The following is a 19,277-nucleotide window of genomic DNA, read 5'->3' on the forward strand; positions in this document are numbered from 1 at the left end:
CGTCAAAAATCTGTGAATAACACTTGTGTCAGTTGCCATTAGGGCTAACGAACACACAGCCGTCGCTGATCAACTCGGGCGGGGTTACACACAGGGCCCGTGTGACCGTCCACGCCGCCAGAACCTTGGGAACATAGTCACGGGTCTCGGGAAAGGGCGGGACGCCCTCATGGCGGCGCACGGCGTTCTCACCGGCATTATAGGCGGCAAGCACCATGATCGGATCACGCCCAAAGGTCTCCATCAGCCAATCCAGATAGGCAACGCCACCCTTGATATTGTCAGCCGCGTCTTTCGCATCACTGACATCGAACCGCTCGGCCGTGGCGGGCATCAGTTGCATCAGACCTGTGGCACCTGCGGGGCTGACCGCGTCCGCGCGCCCGCCGCTTTCGACCATTATGACGGCAAGGGCAAAGGCCGGTGAGACGCTTGTCCCGACCGTCGTCCGTAGAAGATCTATATTATACTGTGCCGCGACCGCCTGTACGTCTTGCAACCGCGGCGCGCCAACGCGCTGATCCGGAGTGTCACCGGAGAGGGCCGCGATCGCATCATCAAGACGCCCCGGTCCGCTCTGATCCAAGGCAGGCGAGATCGCCGCCCAAAACCAGTCATAGCGCCCCGCGTCCGCCGCAGGTGCCAAATCAGGCAAAACCGCATCGGGCACCGTCTCTGGCATCGGCGTGATTTGCACAGTGATCCGTTTCGATGTGCCGGGCGCGGGCGGCTTGACCCGTTTAAAGGTGAATTCGGGATAGGGCGGCGGCGCATCCTGTGCCGCTGCTCCCCCTACAGATGACACACAGATCAGCGCGCTCACCGCCACCAGTTGCATTATACGCCGCACCCGCCACCTCCGATTTCGCGAATATCACCGAAAGAATAGGTGATTTAGGGCCCGATTCCTCGGAAAATTCGCGTGTACTTCCATAGAAATCAAAATTATCGAAACTTTTTCAAACAAAATTACTGTTTAATTTCATCGCATTAAAAGAAATCACCCAGAAAAAATCATGCTCTCCAAAATTGTCCAAACCCTGCCCAACTCTCGCCCCAATCAAAAGGCCATATAGGCTCATACCGAGGCGGTGATGAGGTAAACAAGAGGCTACCGACACACACCGAAGAGGTAAGAGAGATGAAACTTACTTAACCTTTTAGAGGGACTACTGAGATGAAACTGTTTGCTCAAATCAAAAACTTCGCCAACGACGAGTCGGGCGCTGTAACCGTAGACTGGGTTGTTCTGACCGCTGCTGTTGTTGGCCTGGGCTTCGCTGTTCTGACCGCTGCTCAGTCGGGCATGAACACCCTGGCTGGCTCGATCTCGACCGAAGTTGGCGGCATCACGCCCGACGCTGGCGACGGTGTATAAGTCGTAAAATCCAGTTCGCTGGATTGGGGCCGTGCCGGTATCGGCGCGGCCCTTTCTTTCGGTTCTCGCAGGCCCCTGCCCCATTCGGGGTTAACCTTGGCGTAACAGGCCCTGCGATAGGTATTCAGTATTGCATTCGCACTGGATGAAGGAGACCCCGATGCGCCGCTTGTTCCAACGATTTCTGTTCAGCGAAACCGGTGCTGTGACCGTCGACTGGGTCGTCCTGACCGCGGCCTGTATCGGCCTTGGGTTTGGCGTCGTGACCGTCATCGCAAGCTCTGAGGAAAACGTCGCCAATAGCGTCAGCACGACGATCGCGACGATCACCCCAGAGGCGGGCGACTAATCCACCCGCCCGCAGGGAACTGTTCCTGAAATCGCAAAAATCCGCTGTTTCGCCGCGACTGAACCACGTTTTTGCCCCATTTCACGAGCATGTTTTACCCTGAGGTACGAGGTACGCGCGCGCCCCACGGGTCCGTTGTGCGATTGGGAAAGGAAACACCATGCGTATGGTATTTGGTCTTGTCTTGCTGGTTGGCATCGGCCTTGCCGGTTTTGCCGTGTACATGGCGCAAGGGTATATTTCGCAGTATCAAACCGCTTTGGCACAGGAACGTGCCGCGCGTGAAAAACAGGTCAAGCTGACCGACGTTTACGTCGCCGCCCGCCCGTTGAAGTATGGCGAACAGCTGACCCTTGAAGACGCCAAACTGATCAAGTGGCCCGAAGAATTCCTGCCCGAAGGTGCGTTTACGACCGAAGACGCGCTGCTGCCCGGTGAAAACGCCGAATTCCGCACTGTTCTACGCGCGATGGAGGCGAATGAGCCCCTGTTGGCCGTAAAACTGACCGAACCGGGTCAGGATGCGGGGATCACCTCGCGTCTGTCCCGCGGCATGCGTGCCTTTGCAATCAATGTGGATGTCAGTTCCGGCGTTTCTGGCTTTCTGCGCCCGGGCGACCGCGTCGATGTATATTGGACCGGCTCGACCGGTCAGGCCCGCGAGACCCGCAAGGTGACCAAATTGATTGAGGCCAACGTCCGCCTGATCGCCGTGGACCAAACGGCTGATGAGGACCGCTATAGCCCCGTCATTGCGCGCACTGTCACGGTTGAGGCCTCGCCCCAACAGGTGGCCGCCCTGGCACAGGCCCAATCAACCGGCAAACTGTCCCTGTCCCTTGTCGGGGCACAGGATGACACCACCGCAGAATCCGTTGAAATCAACCAGCGTCAGTTGCTCGGCATTCCCGAAGAAGAGCAAGTCGTCGAAAAGAAAGCCGAAAAACAGGTTTGCACTATTCGAACACGCAAAGGCTCGGACGTGATCGAAATCCCGATCCCCTGCACGAACTGATCCCGTGGTTTTAAACCGAACGTCGCGGCGCGCCCTCTTGGGTGCGCCGTACCCGTTTGTGAACATTGTTGCCGGTTATCCACATTAAAACACCTATTCAAGTTCTTGTTTGTTGCAAAAAAACAGGGTTTCACGCATTCTGACCCGCAAAAGGGCATAAAGACCCGAACTGAGGCGTGATCGGAAAGGCAGGATCACATGAAATTTTTGACGATTTTACGCGCCGCTGCGTTGGGCGCGGTATGTGCGTTTTCATTTGCCCAACTTTCTTGGGCTGAAAACCTGCGCATCATGGAAGGCGGAACCTCCAGCACGTTGAGCGTGCCGATGAACCGCGCCGTCGTGGTCGAGAGCGATACCGTCTTTGCCGAATTGTCGATCGCCAACCCCGCGATCGCCGATATTTCTACGCTGTCGGATCGCACGATCTATGTTCTGGGCCGCACGCCCGGTCGCACAACCCTGACGCTGCTCGGGCCGGATGGACGCTTGATTACCAACGTCGATGTCCATGTCAGCCCCGACATCAGTGAACTCAAAGAACGTCTGGGCGAGGTATTGCCTGGTGAACCGATTGAGGTCCGCCCTGCCAACGATGGCCTTGTGCTGTCCGGCACCGTGTCGTCGGCCGCTTCGATTGACCGCGCCTTGGATTTGGCCAACCGTTATGCCCCCGAACGCGTGTCGAACCTAATGGTCGTCGGTGGCAGCCAGCAGGTCATGCTCAAGGTTCGCTTTGCCGAAATGAACCGCTCGGTCCGCAAGAGCCTGTCTTCGTCCATCGCGATCAGCGGGATCGGAGATGGCGGAGACATCGGTTTTGTGGGCGGCAACGGCACCTACATTGAGGGCGACAATCTTGTGAACCTGTTTGACGGCGACTCGACCACGGGTGTCGCGCGCAGCAGCGAGGCGAACGGTGCATTCCAGTTCGGCATCGACGCCGGGAGCTTTCAGGTCGCACTGCTGCTTGAGGCATTGGAGACGAACGGGTTTGTACGCACCTTGGCCGAACCGAACCTGACGGCCTTGTCCGGTCAGGCCGCAGAGTTCCTTGCCGGTGGCGAATATCCGGTTCCAGTCACCAATGATGAGGGCGCGATTTCGGTCGAATACCGTCCCTTTGGTATCCAGCTGAACTTTACCCCGCGCGTTGTGGGCAAAAACATCAACCTGCGCCTGAACGCCTCGGTCAGCGGGATCGACCCGACCGTTTCGTTCTCGGACGGCGGCATTACTGTGGCGGGTTTCTCGACCCGCTCGACCTCGACCACGGTTGAACTGCACGACGGTGAGAGCTTTGCCATCGCTGGTCTTTTGCAGGACGATTTCACCTCGCTGAACGGTCAGGTGCCGTGGCTGGGCGATATCCCGATCCTTGGTGCCCTGTTCCGCAGCTCGGAATATCAGCGTAGCCAGAGTGAATTGGTGATCATCATCACCGCCCATCTGGTCACCCCAACCCGTGGTGAGGCGCTTGCCCTGCCGACGGATCGCGTGCGTCCCCCGACCGAGAACGAGCTGTTCCTGCACGGTCAGGTCGCCGCACCGAACCGTCCGAAATCCGGCGCAGCGGGCGAAGTTGCCCGTCAGGATTTCAGCGGATCCTATGGCTATGTGCTGGAGTAAGCCGATGCAGATCAAACATGTCCTGATCACCGGTGCCGTCGCGCTTGGCCTGTCCGCCTGTAGCCCCAGTAGCGTGGTCGATTTTTATTCGCCTGCTGGGGATTCGCTTGACGATGGGGATTTCGGCAACTCGACGCGCAATAACCTGCTGGTTCAGACCGGTCAGGCAAACGCCGCCATCAACCTGACGCGCAAATTCGCCTCGGACGTCCCCAGCACCGTGAACTTTGCGTTCAACAGCGCCGTTCTGGACCAAGAGGCGCGCATCGCGCTGGATCAACAGGCGGCGTGGATCAACGAATATTCGCTGGCCACGTTCCGTGTTTATGGTCACACCGATGCCGTCGGCTCGGACAGCTATAACAAATCGTTGGGCCTGCGCCGCGCTCAGGCTGCGGTGAACTATCTGGTGTCGCGCGGCGTGTCGCGTGATCGTCTTGAGGCGCTGGTCTCGTTTGGTGAAACCCAACCCCTGATCGTCACCGAAGGGCGTGAGCGTCGCAATCGCCGTACCGTGACCGAGGTGTCTGGCTTTATCAAAGGGCGCGAACAGTATCTGGACGGCAAATACGCCCAAGCCATCTATGAAGGCTATATCCAGAGCGCCGCCGAACCCCACGAAGAGGTCGAAGCAGGCGGCGGTGACGTCACCATCGACGCGGGCGGCTAGATCCCCTGACAATTCGGAATTTTGGGCGCCCGTGGACATCCGCGGGCGCTCTTTTTTCTGTTACCGTTTCCAAACAATTACGGCTTTTAGGCCCTAATGTTGCCCAGATTGAACTTCATCTTCCTCTTGAGGCAGAAGGCGCGATTCCGAGTCGCGCCGCGGTTTTCCCAACAAAAATAGGGGGACCGTTCCGAAACAGAAGGAAATGAACGACAATGGCCAGCTCTGCAGCGCTTCAGCCCGAACCGGCACCGATTGTTGCGTGCACGATTTCCCGCGACGTCCAGAACTTTGATCTGTTGATCGAGGATATGGAGGCCGAACTGGGCGAAAAATGGGGTGACCTGTCGTTTGAGGACGCCGCCGTCTTTCTGAAACAGGAAGACGCCGCATCTTTGGATTTTCTGGCCATCGCCGTTGATGATCAGGACGAAGAGCACCTGCCCGACATTGGCCAGTTGATCACCGACGCCAAAAGCCATGGCATCCGCGTGATCCTGATCGCCGAAGAGGTCAGCCCCGTTGCCCTGCACGAATTGTTGCGCCTTGGGGCGGATGATTTTGTGCCCTATCCCCTGCCCGAGGGCGCATTGCACGACGCAATCGCGCGATTGAACGCGGCGCCTGCCGTCGCGACCGCCGCTGCGCCGACAGATGAAGAAGCCCCCGAAATGGTCTCCGCGCCCAAGGCCGGTGCGGGCGGACACAACGGCGTCGTAATCGCGACGCACGGATTGTCCGGCGGCGTGGGATGTACGAATTTCGCGGTGAACCTCGCCTGGGAACTGGCCACGGTCGCCAAAAAGGACAACCCGCGCGTCTGTCTGTTGGATTTTGACCTGCAATTCGGGGCCATCGCAACCTATCTGGACCTGCCCCGTCGTGAGGCCGTGTTCGAACTGCTGAGCGACACGGCGTCCATGGATGCGGATTCGTTCCATCAGGCCCTGCTGACCTATAACGACAAGCTGCATGTGCTGACCTCGCCCGCGGATATGCTGCCGCTGGACCTGATCACCGGTGAGGACGTCGATGCGATCATCGCCATGGCGCGCAACCACTTTGACTTCGTCATCGTGGATATGCCCAAGACGCTGGTTCAGTGGTTCGAAACCGTTCTGAACCAATGCGACGTCTATTTCGCGCTGTTGGAACTGGACATGCGGTCGGCCCAGAACACGCTGCGGATGATCCGCGCGCTCAAGGCCGAGGATCTGCCGCATGAAAAGCTGCGGTTTATCCTGAACCGTGCGCCGAAATTCACCGATCTGTCGGGCAAAAGCCGCGTTAAACGTCTGGCCGAGAACCTCGATATCGAGATTGAGGTCCAACTGCCCGACGGCGGTCGCCCTGTGACACAGGCCAATGACCACGGCATGCCTTTGGCCGAGAGCGCCGCCAAAAGCCCGCTGCGCAAAGAAATTCAGAAACTGGCCAAATCGGTGCATGAACATGCGCTGGCCAGCGTCGTGAACGAGTAAGTACGGCAGGATAAACATATGTTTTCGCGATACAAAAAACCTTCTTCTGCCACTCCGGTTCAGCCCAGCGCGCCAACGGCCGCCCCCAAGACCGCAACGCCCCAACAGGCCAAGGCACGCCCCGCACCCGCCCCCAAAAAGGCCGCACCGGCCCGCGCCACGCCCGAGGACAAGGAACGCAAGCGCCGTCAGCGCCTGGGCGAGATCAAGGTCGAGTTGCACAAACGCCTGCTTGAGGATCTGAACCTCGCCGCGCTGGAACACGCCAGTGAATCCGACCTGAAACAGGAAATTCAGGCGATTTGTGGCGAAGCTCTCGAAGAGATGAGCGTCGTTCTGAACAAGGATGAGCGCGTCACCCTGCATCAGGACCTGTTTGATGAGGTGATGGGCCTTGGTCCGCTTGAAACCCTGCTCAAGGACGAGACGGTCAACGATATTCTGGTCAACGGTCCGCAACAGATTTTCGTCGAACGCGCGGGTAAACTGCAACTGACCGACATCACGTTCAAAGACGAAAAACACCTGCTGCGGATCATCGACAAAATCGTGTCCGCCGTGGGTCGTCGCGTTGATGAATCCAACCCCTATGTGGACGCCCGTTTGCAGGACGGGTCGCGTTTCAACGCCATGGTGCCGCCGATCGCCGTGGACGGGTCGCTGGTGTCGATCCGGAAATTCAAAAAAGAAAAGCTGGCGATTGATGATCTGGTCAAATTCGGCGCCTTTACCGAAGAGATGGCCGCCTATCTTCAGGCGGCGGTGGCCTGTCGTCTGAACGTGATCGTGTCTGGCGGTACGGGCTCGGGGAAAACGACGACGTTGAACGCGTTGTCCAGCTTTATCAACGACGCCGAACGTATCCTGACGATCGAAGACACCGCCGAATTGCAGCTGCAACAGACCCACGTGGGCCGGATGGAAAGCCGCCCCGCCAACGTCGAAGGCAAGGGCGCGGTCAGTCAGCGTGACTGTTTGCGCAACGCACTGCGGATGCGTCCCGACCGCATCATCGTGGGGGAAACCCGCGGCGAAGAGGTGATCGACATGTTGCAGGCCATGAACACCGGCCACGACGGGTCGATGACCACCATCCACGCCAACAGTGCGCGCGATGGCGTGTCGCGTCTTGAAAACATGATTGCGATGGCCGGGATCGAAATGCCGCTCAAGGCCGTGCGCTCGCAAATCGCGTCGGCTGTGAACCTGATCGTACAGGCCAGCCGCTTGCAGGACGGGTCGCGCCGCATGGTGTCGATCACCGAACTGACCGGCATGGAGGGCGAAGTGATCTCGATGCAAGAGGTCTTCCGCTATGAGCGTCTGGGCGTGGAGCCCGATGGCAAAATCATCGGCCGGTTCACCGCGACCGGCGTCCGCTCGCACTATTCCGAGCGTTTCCGGCAGTGGGGCTATGACCTGCCGCCGTCCTTGTTTGAACCGGTTGCGGGGTAAGAGCCATGCAAATTAGTGCCGAACCGATTATCTATATCCTGATCTTTGTCGGCGTGCTTGCGCTGGTCGAGGGTCTGTACCTGACCGTCTTTGGCAAAAGCATCAGCCTGAACAGCCGCGTGAACCGCCGTCTGGACATGCTGGAAAAGGGTGCCGGACGCGAACAGGTTCTGGAACAGCTGCGCAAAGAGGTGCGTCAGCACATCAATGCGCAGGGCATTCCGCTTTATTCGCTGCTGGCGGATAAGGCGCAAAAGGCCAACATCGCCTTTACCCCCAAGGCCCTGATCATGATCATGTTTTTGGTCAGCGCCATGGCGTTTATGGGTCTGACGGTCGGCACCACGGCCTCACTGCCGGTGCGTGCATTGGTCTCCGTCTTCATGGGCTTTGGCGGCACCTATTTCTGGGTCGCGGGCAAGGCGAAAAAGCGTCTTGGCATGATTGAGGAACAGCTGCCCGAGGCGGTCGAACTGATGGTCCGTAGCCTGCGCGTCGGCCACCCGTTCAGCTCCGCCGTGTCCATCGTCGCCAATGAGGTGCCCGATCCCTTGGGATCCGAATTTGGCATGATCGCGGATGAGGCCGCCTATGGTCGTGACGTCTCCGAAAGCCTGAAGGAACTGGCAGAACGCATGGACATGCAGGATTTGCGCTTTCTTGCGGTGGCCGTGACCATCCAACAGCAATCCGGTGGTAACCTTGCCGAGATCCTTGACGGTCTGGCCAAGGTGATCCGCGCGCGCTTTAAACTGTTCCGCCGCGTCAAGGCCATCACCGCCGAGGCGAAATGGTCCGGCATGTTCCTGTCGGCCTTCCCCATCGTGGCGATCATCGTCCTGAGCGTGGCCAAGCCCGACTATTACGACGAGGTCCGCGAGACCGCCCTGTTCATTCCCTGCGCGCTTGGGGTTGGGGTCTTTCTGGTCATCAACATGATCTTCATGCGCGTCATGGTTAACATCAAGGTCTGAGGCACAACATGAGCATTCTGTCCCCTATCAATGACATGCTGGTCGCCCGCTTTGGTGAGTTGGGCCCGCTCTTTGGTCTTGCCGGCTTGGGCGCCGTGTTCGTCATCATCACCCTGCCGGTGCTGTTGAAAAAGAACGACGACCCGCTGAACCGTCTGAACGGTGAAACCCGTGCCCCGCGCCAAAAGGCCAAGGCGGACGACAACGCGAACGAAAAGCGCCTGCGCCAGACGTCGAAATCGACCGAAAAGCTGGACCGCTATGCGAACTTCCTTGAACCGCAAAACGAAGAAGACTTCTCGGCCATTCGCCTGACCCTTATGCAGGCCGGTTACCGGTCGAAACAGTCGGTCCGCATCTTTCACTTTATGCAATTCGCCTTGGGGCTCGGGTTCCTTGTGCTGGGTGTGCTCTATGCGCTGGTCGCGTCAGCCGGTGGCGAGATGAGCACCCAGCAATTGGTCCTGTCGATCCTGATCCCTGGCGGGGCGGGGTATTACCTGCCGAAATACTGGGTGAACCGTCGTCTGCAACAACGTCAGCAAGAGATCGAAGAGGGCTTTCCCGATAGTCTGGACATGATGCTGGTCTGTGTTGAGGCCGGTCAGTCCTTGGATCAGGCGATTATCCGTGTGGCCCGCGAGATGCGCGCGGCCTTCCCCGCGCTGTCCGAAGAATACGAAATCGTGTCGCATGAGATGAAGGCCGGCAAGGACAAAACCAGCGTTCTGAAGGACATGGCCGAACGTTCGGGCGTGGCCGACGTGGCCTCGTTTGTGACGGTTCTGGTCCAGTCGACACAGTTCGGTACCTCCATCGCCGAGGCCCTGCGGATGTATGCAGGCGAGATGCGCGACAAACGCGTCATGCGCGCCGAAGAACGTGCGAACAAGTTGCCCACAAAACTCACCCTTGGGACGATGATGTTCACAGTACCGCCATTGCTGTTGATCCTGATCGGGCCTGCCGTATACCGGGTATCGAACATGGTGAATTTGACCGCAGGCGGATAACGCATGATCCAACGCGCGTTGGGCTTTCTTATGATTATGGCCACGGCCGCCTGTCAGCAATCGACGGGCGGCCTGACGCCATTATACGAAGGCCCCGAAGCACCGGCAGGCACGCCCGAGGTCACACAGGCAGTGGATGGTCTGGTCGTTGGGCACCGTTTGATGGCGGCGGGTGAATACGAACTTGCGCTCAAGGCCTATTACCGCGCCGCAGGAGAACAGGGGATCACGGTGGACGTCCTGTCCGCGCTGGGGTCTGCCAACCTGAAACTGGCCCGTTTGGGTCAGGCCGAGGCCCTCTTGCGTGAGGCGATTGAGCAGGATGAGACGTTCGTGCCCGCGTGGAACAACCTTGGCGTGACATTGATGGAACAGGGCAACGTGGCCGAGGCCCGCAATGTTTTTCGAACAGCGTTCGGTTTGGACCGTGGCCTTTCTACAGAAATCCGTGAAAATCTGCGCTTGGCTATCGCAAAAACAGAAAATACTGCGTATGATACCACTCAAAACGATAATTTCGAGCTGGTGAGACGGGGGAGCGGTTCCTACCTTCTGCTGTCCACCCCCTGAGGTCAGAGCAGTAAAAGGACGCAAAAATGCGCCAACTGTCCGTTATTTCTATCTGCCTGTGCAGTGCATTGGTATTGGCCGCATGTTCCGGTCCCACCTCTGAAGAAGAGGTCGAACGCGCTATTCAGGACGTCATCGCCTCGGATGAGGCAAGCCTGAACGAAATCATGCTGTCCGTCGCGGACCCGAATGAGGCCGCCGCCTATTACCGCCGTCTGTTGTCCGAGCAGCCCGACCGGATTGATTATCAACGCGGCCTTGGCACCTCCTTGGTGCGCGCGAAAAAATCGGTTGAGGCCGCCGCCGTCTGGCGCAACGTGACCCAGCATCCCCTGTCCAACAACGACGACAAGGTGGATTACGCCGATGCCCTGATCCGTGCCGGTGAATGGGATGAGGCCGAGGTGGTTCTGGATTCCATTCCCCCCACCATCGAGACCTATAAACGCTATCGCCTTGAGGCGATGGTCGCCGACAGCAACAACGAATGGGACCACGCCGACAGTTTCTATGAAACCGCCGTCGGCCTGACCACCAAACCGTCGAGCGTGCTGAACAACTGGGGCTATTCCAAACTGACCCGCGGTGATTTCCAAGACGCCGAACGTCTGTTCTTTGAGGCGTTGAACTACGACCGCGATCTGTTCACGGCCAAGAACAACCTTGTTCTGGCCCGCGGGGCACAGCGTAATTATAAGATGCCCGTGATTGAGGTCAGTCAGGTCGAGCGCGCGCAACTGCTCTATACGCTTGCCCTTTCGGCGGTGAAACAAGGCGACATCACCATCGGCAAGGGCCTGTTGCAGGACGCGATCGACACGCACCCCCAGCACTTTGAAGAGGCCGTCCGGTCCCTGCGGGCGCTGGAAAGCAACATCTCGAACTGATCCGACCGATGAACGCTGATCTGATTTTTCTGCCCTTTGCTGTTGTGATCGGCCTTTGGGTGGCCTTTAGCGACGTGAAAACCATGCTGATCCCGAACAAGGCGGTCATCGCCCTGTTGGCGGTGTTCGCGGTGATCGGCCCGTTTGTTCTGCCGCTGGACGTCTATGCGTGGCGGTGGGCGCATTTCGCGGTGGTTCTGGTGATCGGCTTTGTTCTGGCGTCCGTCGGGCCGTTGGGCGCGGGCGATGCGAAATTCGCCGCCGCCATGGCCCCCTTTATCGCGAATGAAGACATCGGCGGGTTCCTGATGATGTTTTCCCTGATCCTGATTGCGGCCTTCATCGTGCACCGCGTGGCCAAACGCATCCCCGCCTTGCGCCGCGCCACCCCCGATTGGCAAAGCTGGGAGCGGCGCGATTTCCCCATGGGTCTGGCCCTTGGGACGGGGTTGCCGATCTACCTTGCATTGTCGGCATTTGCCGCCTCCTGACGCAGTCCTGCCCAAGATTTGCCACACCGCGCTGTTATCCATCCGGAAACAGTTTAGCGGTTTAAGAGCAAATTCATGAACGCACCCATTTCCAACGTCATCGCACCGCCCGCGCCCAAGTCGCTGGCGGAAATGCAGCTGCCGATCGTGATGATGCGGGATATCCTGCTGAAAACGATCTTCCGCACGAATGCCGACATGGTCAGCGACATCGCCAAGGCGATCTGTCTACCCCTGACCGTGACACAGGAATTGGTCGATCTGGCGCGCTCGCAAAAACTGCTCGAGGCGACGGGGACCCTGCACGCGAACTCGGGCGGGGAAATGGGCTATCAACTGACCGATGCGGGGAAATCGCGCGCGCTGGATGCGCTGGCGCAATCGGAATATTACGGCGCGATGCCCGTGCCGATGGATGTCTACGCCGAACAGGTCAAACGCCAATCCATCCGCAACATCCAGATCACCCGCCAACAATTGACCGGCGCGATGGGTCACCTGATCCTGCCCGATGACCTGTTGTCGAACCTTGGCCCTGCGGTGTCCGCGGGTCGTTCTATCCTGATGTATGGCCCGCCAGGCAACGGTAAATCGTCGATCTCGAACGGGATCCGTGATGCATTGGGCGACAAGATCTACGTCCCTCGCGCCGTGGAATATTCCGGTCAGGTGATCACCGTTTATGACCCGATCATCCACTCGGCCGCCGAGGAAATGGTCGATGATCCAAACAGCCTGCGCCGCAGTGGGCGGCGGTTCGACACGCGCTATGTGCTGTGCGAACGCCCGACCGTTGTGACGGGGGGTGAACTGTCCCTGTCGATGCTGGACCTTGTCTACAACCCGACCGCGCGCACCTATCAGGCCCCGCTGCAGATGAAATCAACGGGCGGCGTGTTCATCGTGGACGACCTTGGCCGTCAGGCCGAACCGCCGCAGGCACTGGTCAACCGGTGGATCGTTCCGCTTGAAGAAAACCGCGATATTCTGGCCCTACAATCGGGTGAGAAATTCGAGGTGCCGTTCGACACGCTGGTGATTTTCTCGACCAACTTCCACCCGAACGAAATCTTTGACCGCGCCGCGTTGCGCCGGATTTTCTACAAGATCAAGATCGACGGCCCTTGTCAGGAAGATTACCTGAAAATCTTTGCCCTTGTGGCGCGCAAAAAGAAAATGCCGCTGGACGAGGATACGTTGATCTATCTGCTCAAGCACAAATACCCCGAGATCGACAACGAATATGCCAACTATCAACCGGTGTTCCTGATCGACCAGATGATCTCGATTTGTGAGTTTGAGGGCATCCCGTACCAGATGACGCCCGAGTTGATCGACCGCGCATGGGCCAACATGTTCGTGCGCGAAGAGGCGATCATCCACTGACCTCTTGACCTTTGGCACGGGCGGCGCACCTTGGGTGTATGCCCGCCCTGCCCCCCTATATCCAAGACTGGTTTGACGCCCGAAACTGGGATCTGCACCCGCATCAGCACGCGATGCTAGACCGCGCCGATGCGCCCGCGACCCTGTTGGTGGCCCCGACCGGCGGGGGCAAAACGCTTGCCGGTTTTCTACCGACATTGGTGGAACTGGGGGCGGAACCCGACGCAGGCTTGCACACGCTCTACATTTCACCGCTCAAGGCGCTGGCCAACGATATCCGCCGGAACCTGACCACGCCGATCACCGAAATGGGCCTGAACATCCGTGTTGAGGACCGCACCGGCGACACATCGCAAACCACCCGAAAACGTCAACGCGCCGATCCGCCCCACATCCTGTTGACCACCCCTGAGAGCCTCGCGCTATTGCTCAGCTATCCCGACGCGCCCAAGATTTTCGCGGGTCTGCAACGGGTGGTGGTCGACGAAATCCACGCCCTAGCCGAAAGCAAACGCGGCGATCAACTGATGCTGTGCCTGTCGCGCCTGTCGACCCTTGCGCCCGATCTGCGCCGCGTGGGTCTATCGGCGACGGTTGAGGACCCTGCCGCATTGGCGACCTTTCTTGCGCGCCACCCCGATCCATGCGCCGTTCTGCACGCCGATCCCGGTCCCGCGCCGGATATCGACATGCTGCGCACCGACGCGCCGCCCCCGTGGTCGGGCGGCGGCGGCACCTATGCGATCCCCGCGATTTTGGAGCAGGTCAAGGCACACCAAACCACCCTCATCTTTCACAACACCCGCGCGCAGGCCGAGATCTTTTTTCACGCCCTGTGGTTGGCCAATGAAGACGCCCTGCCCATCGCCATCCACCACGGCAGCCTGTCGCGCGAACAACGCGACAGGGTTGAGGCCGCGATGGTCGCGGGACAGTTGCGCGCGGTGGTTTGCACCGGATCGCTGGACCTTGGGATCGACTGGGGGAATGTCGATCTGGTGGTGCAGGTCGGCGCGCCCAAGAACGTCAAACGCCTTGTCCAGCGGATCGGGCGCGCGAACCACCGCTATAACGCCCCGTCCAAGGCACGCTTGGTCCCCGCCAACCGGTTTGAGGTGGTGGAATGCGTCGCCGCCCTACAGGCCGTGCGCGACGGGGATCTGGACGGCGATCCGCGCGGCGATGGGCCGTTGGACGTGCTGTGTCAGCACATCATGATCATGGCCGCCTCTGCCCCGTTTAGTGCGGACGACCTATTTGACGAAGTGCGGCGCGCGGGCCCCTATCACCGCCTGTCCCGCGCGGATTTCGACGATTGTCTGACCTTTGTGGCCACGGGCGGCTATGCCCTGCGCGCCTATGATAAATATCAGCGCCTGCAAATACGCGGCGATCTCTGGCACCTGCGCGACCCGCGCACGGCCTCCCAAATCCGCATGAACATCGGCACGATTGTCGACAGCGAAATGATGAAAGTGCGTCTGAAACACCGGCGCGGCGGCGCGCCCTTGGGTGAGGTCGAAGAGGCATTTGCCGCGACCCTAACCACTGGCGATACGTTCCTGATCGGCGGACAGATCGTGCGCTATGAGGGCCTGCGCGAAATGACGCTAGAGGTCACCCCGAACCACAGCAAAACACCGAAAATCGCCGTGTTTTCAGGGACTAAATTCGCCACCTCGACCCAATTGTCCGACCGCGTGATGGGGATGCTGCACCGTGGGGATTGGTCCGCCCTGCCCTCCCATACCGCAGATTGGCTGGACCTGCAAAAACAGGTGTCCCGCCTGCCCGCGCCGGACCGGTTGTTGATCGAAACCTTTCCCCATGACGGGCGCGCGCACACCTGTGTTTACGGGTTCGCGGGGCGCAATGCACAACAGACGCTAGGGTTGCTTTTGACCCAACAGATGGAACTGGCGGGTCTAAACCCGCTTGGCTTTGTGTCGACGGATTACGCGACGCTGATCTGGGGATTGGACCTGCCGCCCGATCCAGGCGCGCTATTGTCGATGGATCAAATGCGGGACGGGTTTCAGGATTGGCTGAACGGAAACGCCGTGATGAAGCGCACCTTTCGGGGCTGCGCCGTGATCGCGGGCCTGATCGAACGAAACACGCCGGGCCGCCGCAAATCCGGACGCCAAGCCACGTTCAGCAGCGATATTCTGTACGACACCTTGCACAAATACGACCCGGGTCACCTGTTGATGCGCATCACCCGCGATCAGGCGCATGAGGGCCTTGTCGATTTCGGGCGGATCGAACACATGCTGACCCGTGTTGCGGGCCGGATTGACCATGTGGCGTTGACCCGTGTCAGCCCCCTTGCCGCGCCCTTGTTCCTTGAGGCGGGCAAAATCCCGATCAAGGGCGCGGCGCAGGAAACCATGCTGGCCCGCGCGGCGGAACAGGCCATGGCGGCGGCGGGGTTGGCACCCTAGCACCTTGCATTCCGCGCCCGATCCGGTCCAGAACAAGGCATGAACAACCACGACTTTCCCTTTGGCGATCACAGCCTAAGCGCGCGCGCATCCGGCGCGTTGTGGTGGGCGGCGCGCGGGCTGTTGGTGGTATCGGACCTACACCTTGGGAAATCGGACCGGATGGCGCGGCGCGGCGGCGCGTTCCTGCCGCCCTATGAAACGCAGGACACCCTGTCCCGGCTAGAGGCCGAGATTGAGGCGACCGGCGCGCGCACGGTCATCTGCCTTGGCGACAGTTTCGACGATCTCGGGGCCGAGCAGAACCTGCACCCCGATATGCGCGACTGGATCCTGCGTCTGATGGCGGGGCGGGAATGGATCTGGGTTGAGGGCAACCATGACCCCGGCCCCACCGATCTGGGCGGCACGCATCGGGCCGAGGTCGCGCTGGACGGGCTGATGTTTCGCCATATCGCGACGGATACGGGGATGGGGGAACTGTCCGGCCATTACCACCCCAAGGCACGGATCGCAGGCATCGCGCGGCCCTGTTTCCTGTATGACGCGCGGCGCGTGATCCTGCCCGCGTTTGGCACCTATACCGGCGGGTTGCGGGCGGGCTCGGACGTTCTGTCGGGGCTGATGGCACCGGACGCCCGCGCGGTGTTGATCGGGGCGCGCACGCATGTTGTGCCCTATGGCGCGTGCTGAGCGATTGGACGCACAAAAACGACGGGCGGGACATGTGCCCCACCCGCCGCGCGATCTTAAGCCGTCAGACCTTCGGGTTCGGGCAGGTCATTGGCGCGACAGCACGCGGTCAGCGTATTGGCCAGCAGACAGGCGATGGTCATCGGACCAACCCCGCCCGGCACCGGCGTGATCGCACCGGCCACGGCGGCGGCACTGTCAAAATCGACGTCGCCCACCAGACGCGTGCCGCCCTCAGGCTTATCAATACGGTTGATACCCACGTCGATCACGGTCGCGCCGGGCTTGACCCAATCGCCGGTGATCATCTGCGGACGACCCACGGCGGCCACAAGGATATCGGCCTGTTTACAGATCTCTTCGATGTTCTTCGTGCGCGAATGGGCGATGGTCACGGTGCAGCTATCGCGCAGCAACAGTTGCCCCATGGGTTTACCCACGATGTTCGACCGGCCCACAACCACCGCGTTCATCCCCGACAGCGACCCGTGGCGGTCGCGCAGCATCATCAAACAGCCCAAAGGCGTGCAAGGCACCATGGCCTTTTGCCCCGTGGCCAACAGACCGACGTTCGAGATATGGAAGCCGTCAACGTCCTTGGCCGGATCGATGCGGTTGATCACCAGATCCTCGTTCAGATGGCCGGGCAGCGGCAGTTGCACCAGAATACCGTGGACGGCGGGGTCGGCGTTCAACTGATCCAGCAGGGCCAACAGGTCCTCTTGGGTCGTGTCGGCGGACAGCTTGTGCTCATAGCTGTTCATGCCGCACTCAATCGTCTGTTTGCCCTTGTTGCGCACGTAAACCTGGCTGGCGGGATCCTCGCCCACCAGAACCACGGCCAAACCGGGGGTCAGCCCGTGCACCTCTTTCAGGGTTGCCACGTGCTCGGCCACTTTAGCCCGAACCGAGGCGGCGAATTCCTTGCCATCAATCAAGTCTGCAGTCATCTGTCCCGTTTCCAAATGCGCCCGCGATGCGCGCCGGTTGCTGTCTTTGCGCGCTCTGTACACTGACCGTGTGGCACGCGCAAACCACCGGCAATTTGGCCCTAAAACAGGCCGGTGATATGTCCATCTGCGCCTATTGCGATGCTTTCTGCGGCGGGATGACGCGGTAAACCGGGCATTGTCATGATGTCCCCGCAGATCGCGACCACAAACCCCGCACCTGCAGACAGGCGCACCTCACGCACGGGAATCGTGAACCCCGTGGGCGCGCCGCGCCGTGTCGGATCGGTGGTGAAACTGTATTGCGTCTTGGCCATACAGATCGGCAGGTTCCCATGCCCCGCCTGTTCCCATTCGGCCAGTTGTGCGCGGATTTTCGCGCCAATCTCAACCCCGTCGGCGCGGTAGATGCGGGTCGCGATGGTTTCGATTTTCTGGGCCAGCGGCATGTCATCGGGATAAAGCGGGCTCAGGCGTGCCCCACCCTCACACAGATCGGCCACATGTTCGGCGAGGTCCGCCGCCCCTGCACCCCCGTCCGCCCAGTGACGGCACAGGATGGCGCGCGCGCCGCGCTCGGCCACATAGGTGCGGATCGCGTCCACCTCGTCCTTGGTATCGGCGGTAAAATGGTTGATCGCCACGGCCACCGGCACCCCGAATTGCGCAAGGTTTTCCAGATGCCGCCCAAGGTTCGCACAGCCCCGCGTGACCGCATCCGCGTCCGGCGTGCCAAGGTCGCCCTTTTCCACGCCGCCCGACATTTTCAGCGCACGAACGGTCGCGACCAGAACCACCGCCGACGGGGCCAGATCGCCCTTGCGGCATTTGATGTCCAAAAACTTTTCCGCGCCCAGATCGGCCCCGAACCCCGCCTCGGTCACCACATAATCGGCAAGGCGCAGCGCCGTCTCCGTCGCGATCAGGGAGCTACAGCCATGGGCGATATTGGCGAACGGACCGCCGTGCACAAAGGCGGGCGTGTGATCCAGCGTCTGCACCAGATTGGGCATCAGCGCATCGCGCAGCAGCACCGTCATCGCCCCGTCCGCCCCCAGATCGCGCGCGGTGATCGGGGCGCGCTCACGGGTGTAGGCGACGATTATATTGCCCAGACGCCGCTCCAGATCGCTCAGATCGCGCGACAGGCAGAGGATCGCCATGATCTCGCTTGCCACCGTGATGTCGAAGCCCGTCTGGCGCGAAAACCCGTTGGCCACGCCGCCCAGCCCCACCACGATATCGCGCAGCGCGCGGTCGTTCATGTCCATCACCCGCCGCCAGACGATCCGGCGGTCGTCGATGTTCAGGGCATTGCCCCAATAGATGTGGTTGTCGATCATCGCCGAGAGCAGGTTATGCGCCGCCGTGATCGCGTGGAAATCGCCGGTGAAATGCAGGTTCATGTCTTCCATCGGGATGACCTGCGCATGACCACCACCGGCGGCGCCGCCCTTCATCCCGAAACAGGGGCCAAGGCTTGCCTCACGGATACAGATCGCGGCACGTTTTCCGATATGGGACAACCCGTCGCCAAGGCCGACCGTGGTCGTCGTCTTGCCCTCACCCGCGGGGGTTGGGGTGATCGCGGTGACAAGGATCAGATGGCCGCGCGGACGATCCTGCAGGGTGGCGATATGGTCTTGGGTGATCTTGGCCTTGTCGCGGCCATAGGGGATCAGGGCGTCCTCGGGGATGTCCAATCGCGCGCCGATTTCGGTGATCGGCCGTTTGGGTGCCGCTCGTGCGATTTCGATGTCACTTTTCACAGTCATGCCCGGTTCCTCCTACGCCAAGCGGTGAAGCCCCTCGCGCCCGTCATAGCGGCTGTCGGTCCCGTGCGCATTCTGGAAACCGACCTGCAAGGGGTGGGAATCGCCGTTCCCCGTTTC

18 protein-coding genes are annotated in these 19,277 nt (G+C 60.2%); 15 read left to right on the plus strand and 3 right to left on the minus strand.

Features of this window, described 5'->3' with window-relative positions:
- Positions 1-28 precede the first annotated feature (28 nt).
- A complete protein-coding gene (locus R1W00_RS03635; RefSeq protein ID WP_410901523.1) occupies positions 29-838 on the minus strand; it encodes a transglycosylase SLT domain-containing protein in 810 nt (269 codons plus the stop codon).
- Positions 839-1,177: 339 nt separating this feature from the next.
- Here R1W00_RS03635 and R1W00_RS03640 point away from each other — a divergent pair, with 339 nt between their 5' ends.
- The 15 genes from R1W00_RS03640 (at position 1,178) to pdeM (ending at position 16,435) form a co-directional block, all read left to right on the plus strand.
- A complete protein-coding gene (locus R1W00_RS03640) occupies positions 1,178-1,378 on the plus strand; it encodes a pilus assembly protein (protein ID WP_317261351.1) in 201 nt (66 codons plus the stop codon).
- 160 nt (positions 1,379-1,538) lie between these two features.
- Positions 1,539-1,727, plus strand: a complete 189-nt coding sequence (locus R1W00_RS03645; RefSeq protein ID WP_317261352.1) for a hypothetical protein — start codon at positions 1,539-1,541, stop codon at positions 1,725-1,727.
- A gap of 160 nt (positions 1,728-1,887) precedes the next feature.
- Positions 1,888-2,742, plus strand: a complete 855-nt coding sequence (gene cpaB / locus R1W00_RS03650; RefSeq protein WP_317261353.1) for a Flp pilus assembly protein CpaB — start codon at positions 1,888-1,890, stop codon at positions 2,740-2,742.
- A gap of 198 nt (positions 2,743-2,940) precedes the next feature.
- Positions 2,941-4,371, plus strand: a complete 1,431-nt coding sequence (locus R1W00_RS03655) for a type II and III secretion system protein family protein (RefSeq protein WP_317261354.1) — start codon at positions 2,941-2,943, stop codon at positions 4,369-4,371.
- Between the two features lie 4 nt (positions 4,372-4,375).
- The gene (locus tag R1W00_RS03660) at positions 4,376-5,041 is read left to right on the plus strand and encodes an OmpA family protein (RefSeq protein ID WP_317261355.1); all 666 of its coding nucleotides are present in this window, start codon (positions 4,376-4,378) and stop codon (positions 5,039-5,041) included.
- Positions 5,042-5,256: 215 nt separating this feature from the next.
- Positions 5,257-6,522: a CpaE family protein gene (locus R1W00_RS03665; protein ID WP_317261356.1), complete on the plus strand. Its 1,266-nt coding sequence runs from the start codon at positions 5,257-5,259 to the stop codon at positions 6,520-6,522.
- An 18-nt stretch (positions 6,523-6,540) separates the two neighbouring features.
- Positions 6,541-7,977, plus strand: coding sequence for a CpaF family protein (locus R1W00_RS03670; protein ID WP_317261357.1), 1,437 nt, complete (start codon positions 6,541-6,543; stop codon positions 7,975-7,977).
- A 5-nt stretch (positions 7,978-7,982) separates the two neighbouring features.
- Positions 7,983-8,951 carry a type II secretion system F family protein gene (locus R1W00_RS03675; RefSeq protein WP_317261358.1) on the plus strand — a complete coding sequence of 323 codons (969 nt, stop codon included), beginning with the start codon at positions 7,983-7,985 and terminating at the stop codon, positions 8,949-8,951.
- An 8-nt stretch (positions 8,952-8,959) separates the two neighbouring features.
- Positions 8,960-9,964 (plus strand): type II secretion system F family protein, encoded by a 1,005-nt coding sequence (locus tag R1W00_RS03680; RefSeq protein WP_317261359.1) that lies wholly within the window; start codon positions 8,960-8,962, stop codon positions 9,962-9,964.
- A 3-nt stretch (positions 9,965-9,967) separates the two neighbouring features.
- Positions 9,968-10,534, plus strand: a complete 567-nt coding sequence (locus tag R1W00_RS03685) for a tetratricopeptide repeat protein (RefSeq protein ID WP_410901518.1) — start codon at positions 9,968-9,970, stop codon at positions 10,532-10,534.
- A gap of 26 nt (positions 10,535-10,560) precedes the next feature.
- Positions 10,561-11,421, plus strand: coding sequence for a tetratricopeptide repeat protein (locus R1W00_RS03690; protein WP_317261360.1), 861 nt, complete (start codon positions 10,561-10,563; stop codon positions 11,419-11,421).
- Positions 11,422-11,429: 8 nt separating this feature from the next.
- Entirely contained in the window at positions 11,430-11,912 is a 483-nt protein-coding gene (locus R1W00_RS03695; protein WP_317261361.1) for a prepilin peptidase, read from the plus strand.
- Between the two features lie 75 nt (positions 11,913-11,987).
- Positions 11,988-13,298, plus strand: a complete 1,311-nt coding sequence (locus tag R1W00_RS03700) for an ATPase (RefSeq protein WP_317261362.1) — start codon at positions 11,988-11,990, stop codon at positions 13,296-13,298.
- Positions 13,299-13,336: 38 nt separating this feature from the next.
- Positions 13,337-15,742 carry a ligase-associated DNA damage response DEXH box helicase gene (locus R1W00_RS03705; protein ID WP_317261363.1) on the plus strand — a complete coding sequence of 802 codons (2,406 nt, stop codon included), beginning with the start codon at positions 13,337-13,339 and terminating at the stop codon, positions 15,740-15,742.
- Positions 15,743-15,781: 39 nt separating this feature from the next.
- Entirely contained in the window at positions 15,782-16,435 is a 654-nt protein-coding gene (gene pdeM, locus R1W00_RS03710) for a ligase-associated DNA damage response endonuclease PdeM (protein ID WP_317261364.1), read from the plus strand.
- Between the two features lie 56 nt (positions 16,436-16,491).
- Here the strand turns inward: pdeM and folD are convergent, their stop codons facing one another.
- Together folD and R1W00_RS03720 are read right to left on the minus strand one after the other, a co-directional pair.
- Positions 16,492-17,385 carry a bifunctional methylenetetrahydrofolate dehydrogenase/methenyltetrahydrofolate cyclohydrolase FolD gene (folD, locus tag R1W00_RS03715; protein WP_317261365.1) on the minus strand — a complete coding sequence of 298 codons (894 nt, stop codon included), beginning with the start codon at positions 17,383-17,385 and terminating at the stop codon, positions 16,492-16,494.
- A 101-nt stretch (positions 17,386-17,486) separates the two neighbouring features.
- Positions 17,487-19,160: a formate--tetrahydrofolate ligase gene (locus tag R1W00_RS03720; protein WP_317261366.1), complete on the minus strand. Its 1,674-nt coding sequence runs from the start codon at positions 19,158-19,160 to the stop codon at positions 17,487-17,489.
- Positions 19,161-19,277 lie beyond the last annotated feature (117 nt).

Origin of the sequence: Rhodovulum sp. FJ3 (assembly GCF_032918305.1) — a bacterium.
In the GTDB taxonomy this organism is placed as follows: Bacteria; Pseudomonadota; Alphaproteobacteria; order Rhodobacterales; family Rhodobacteraceae; genus SAT37.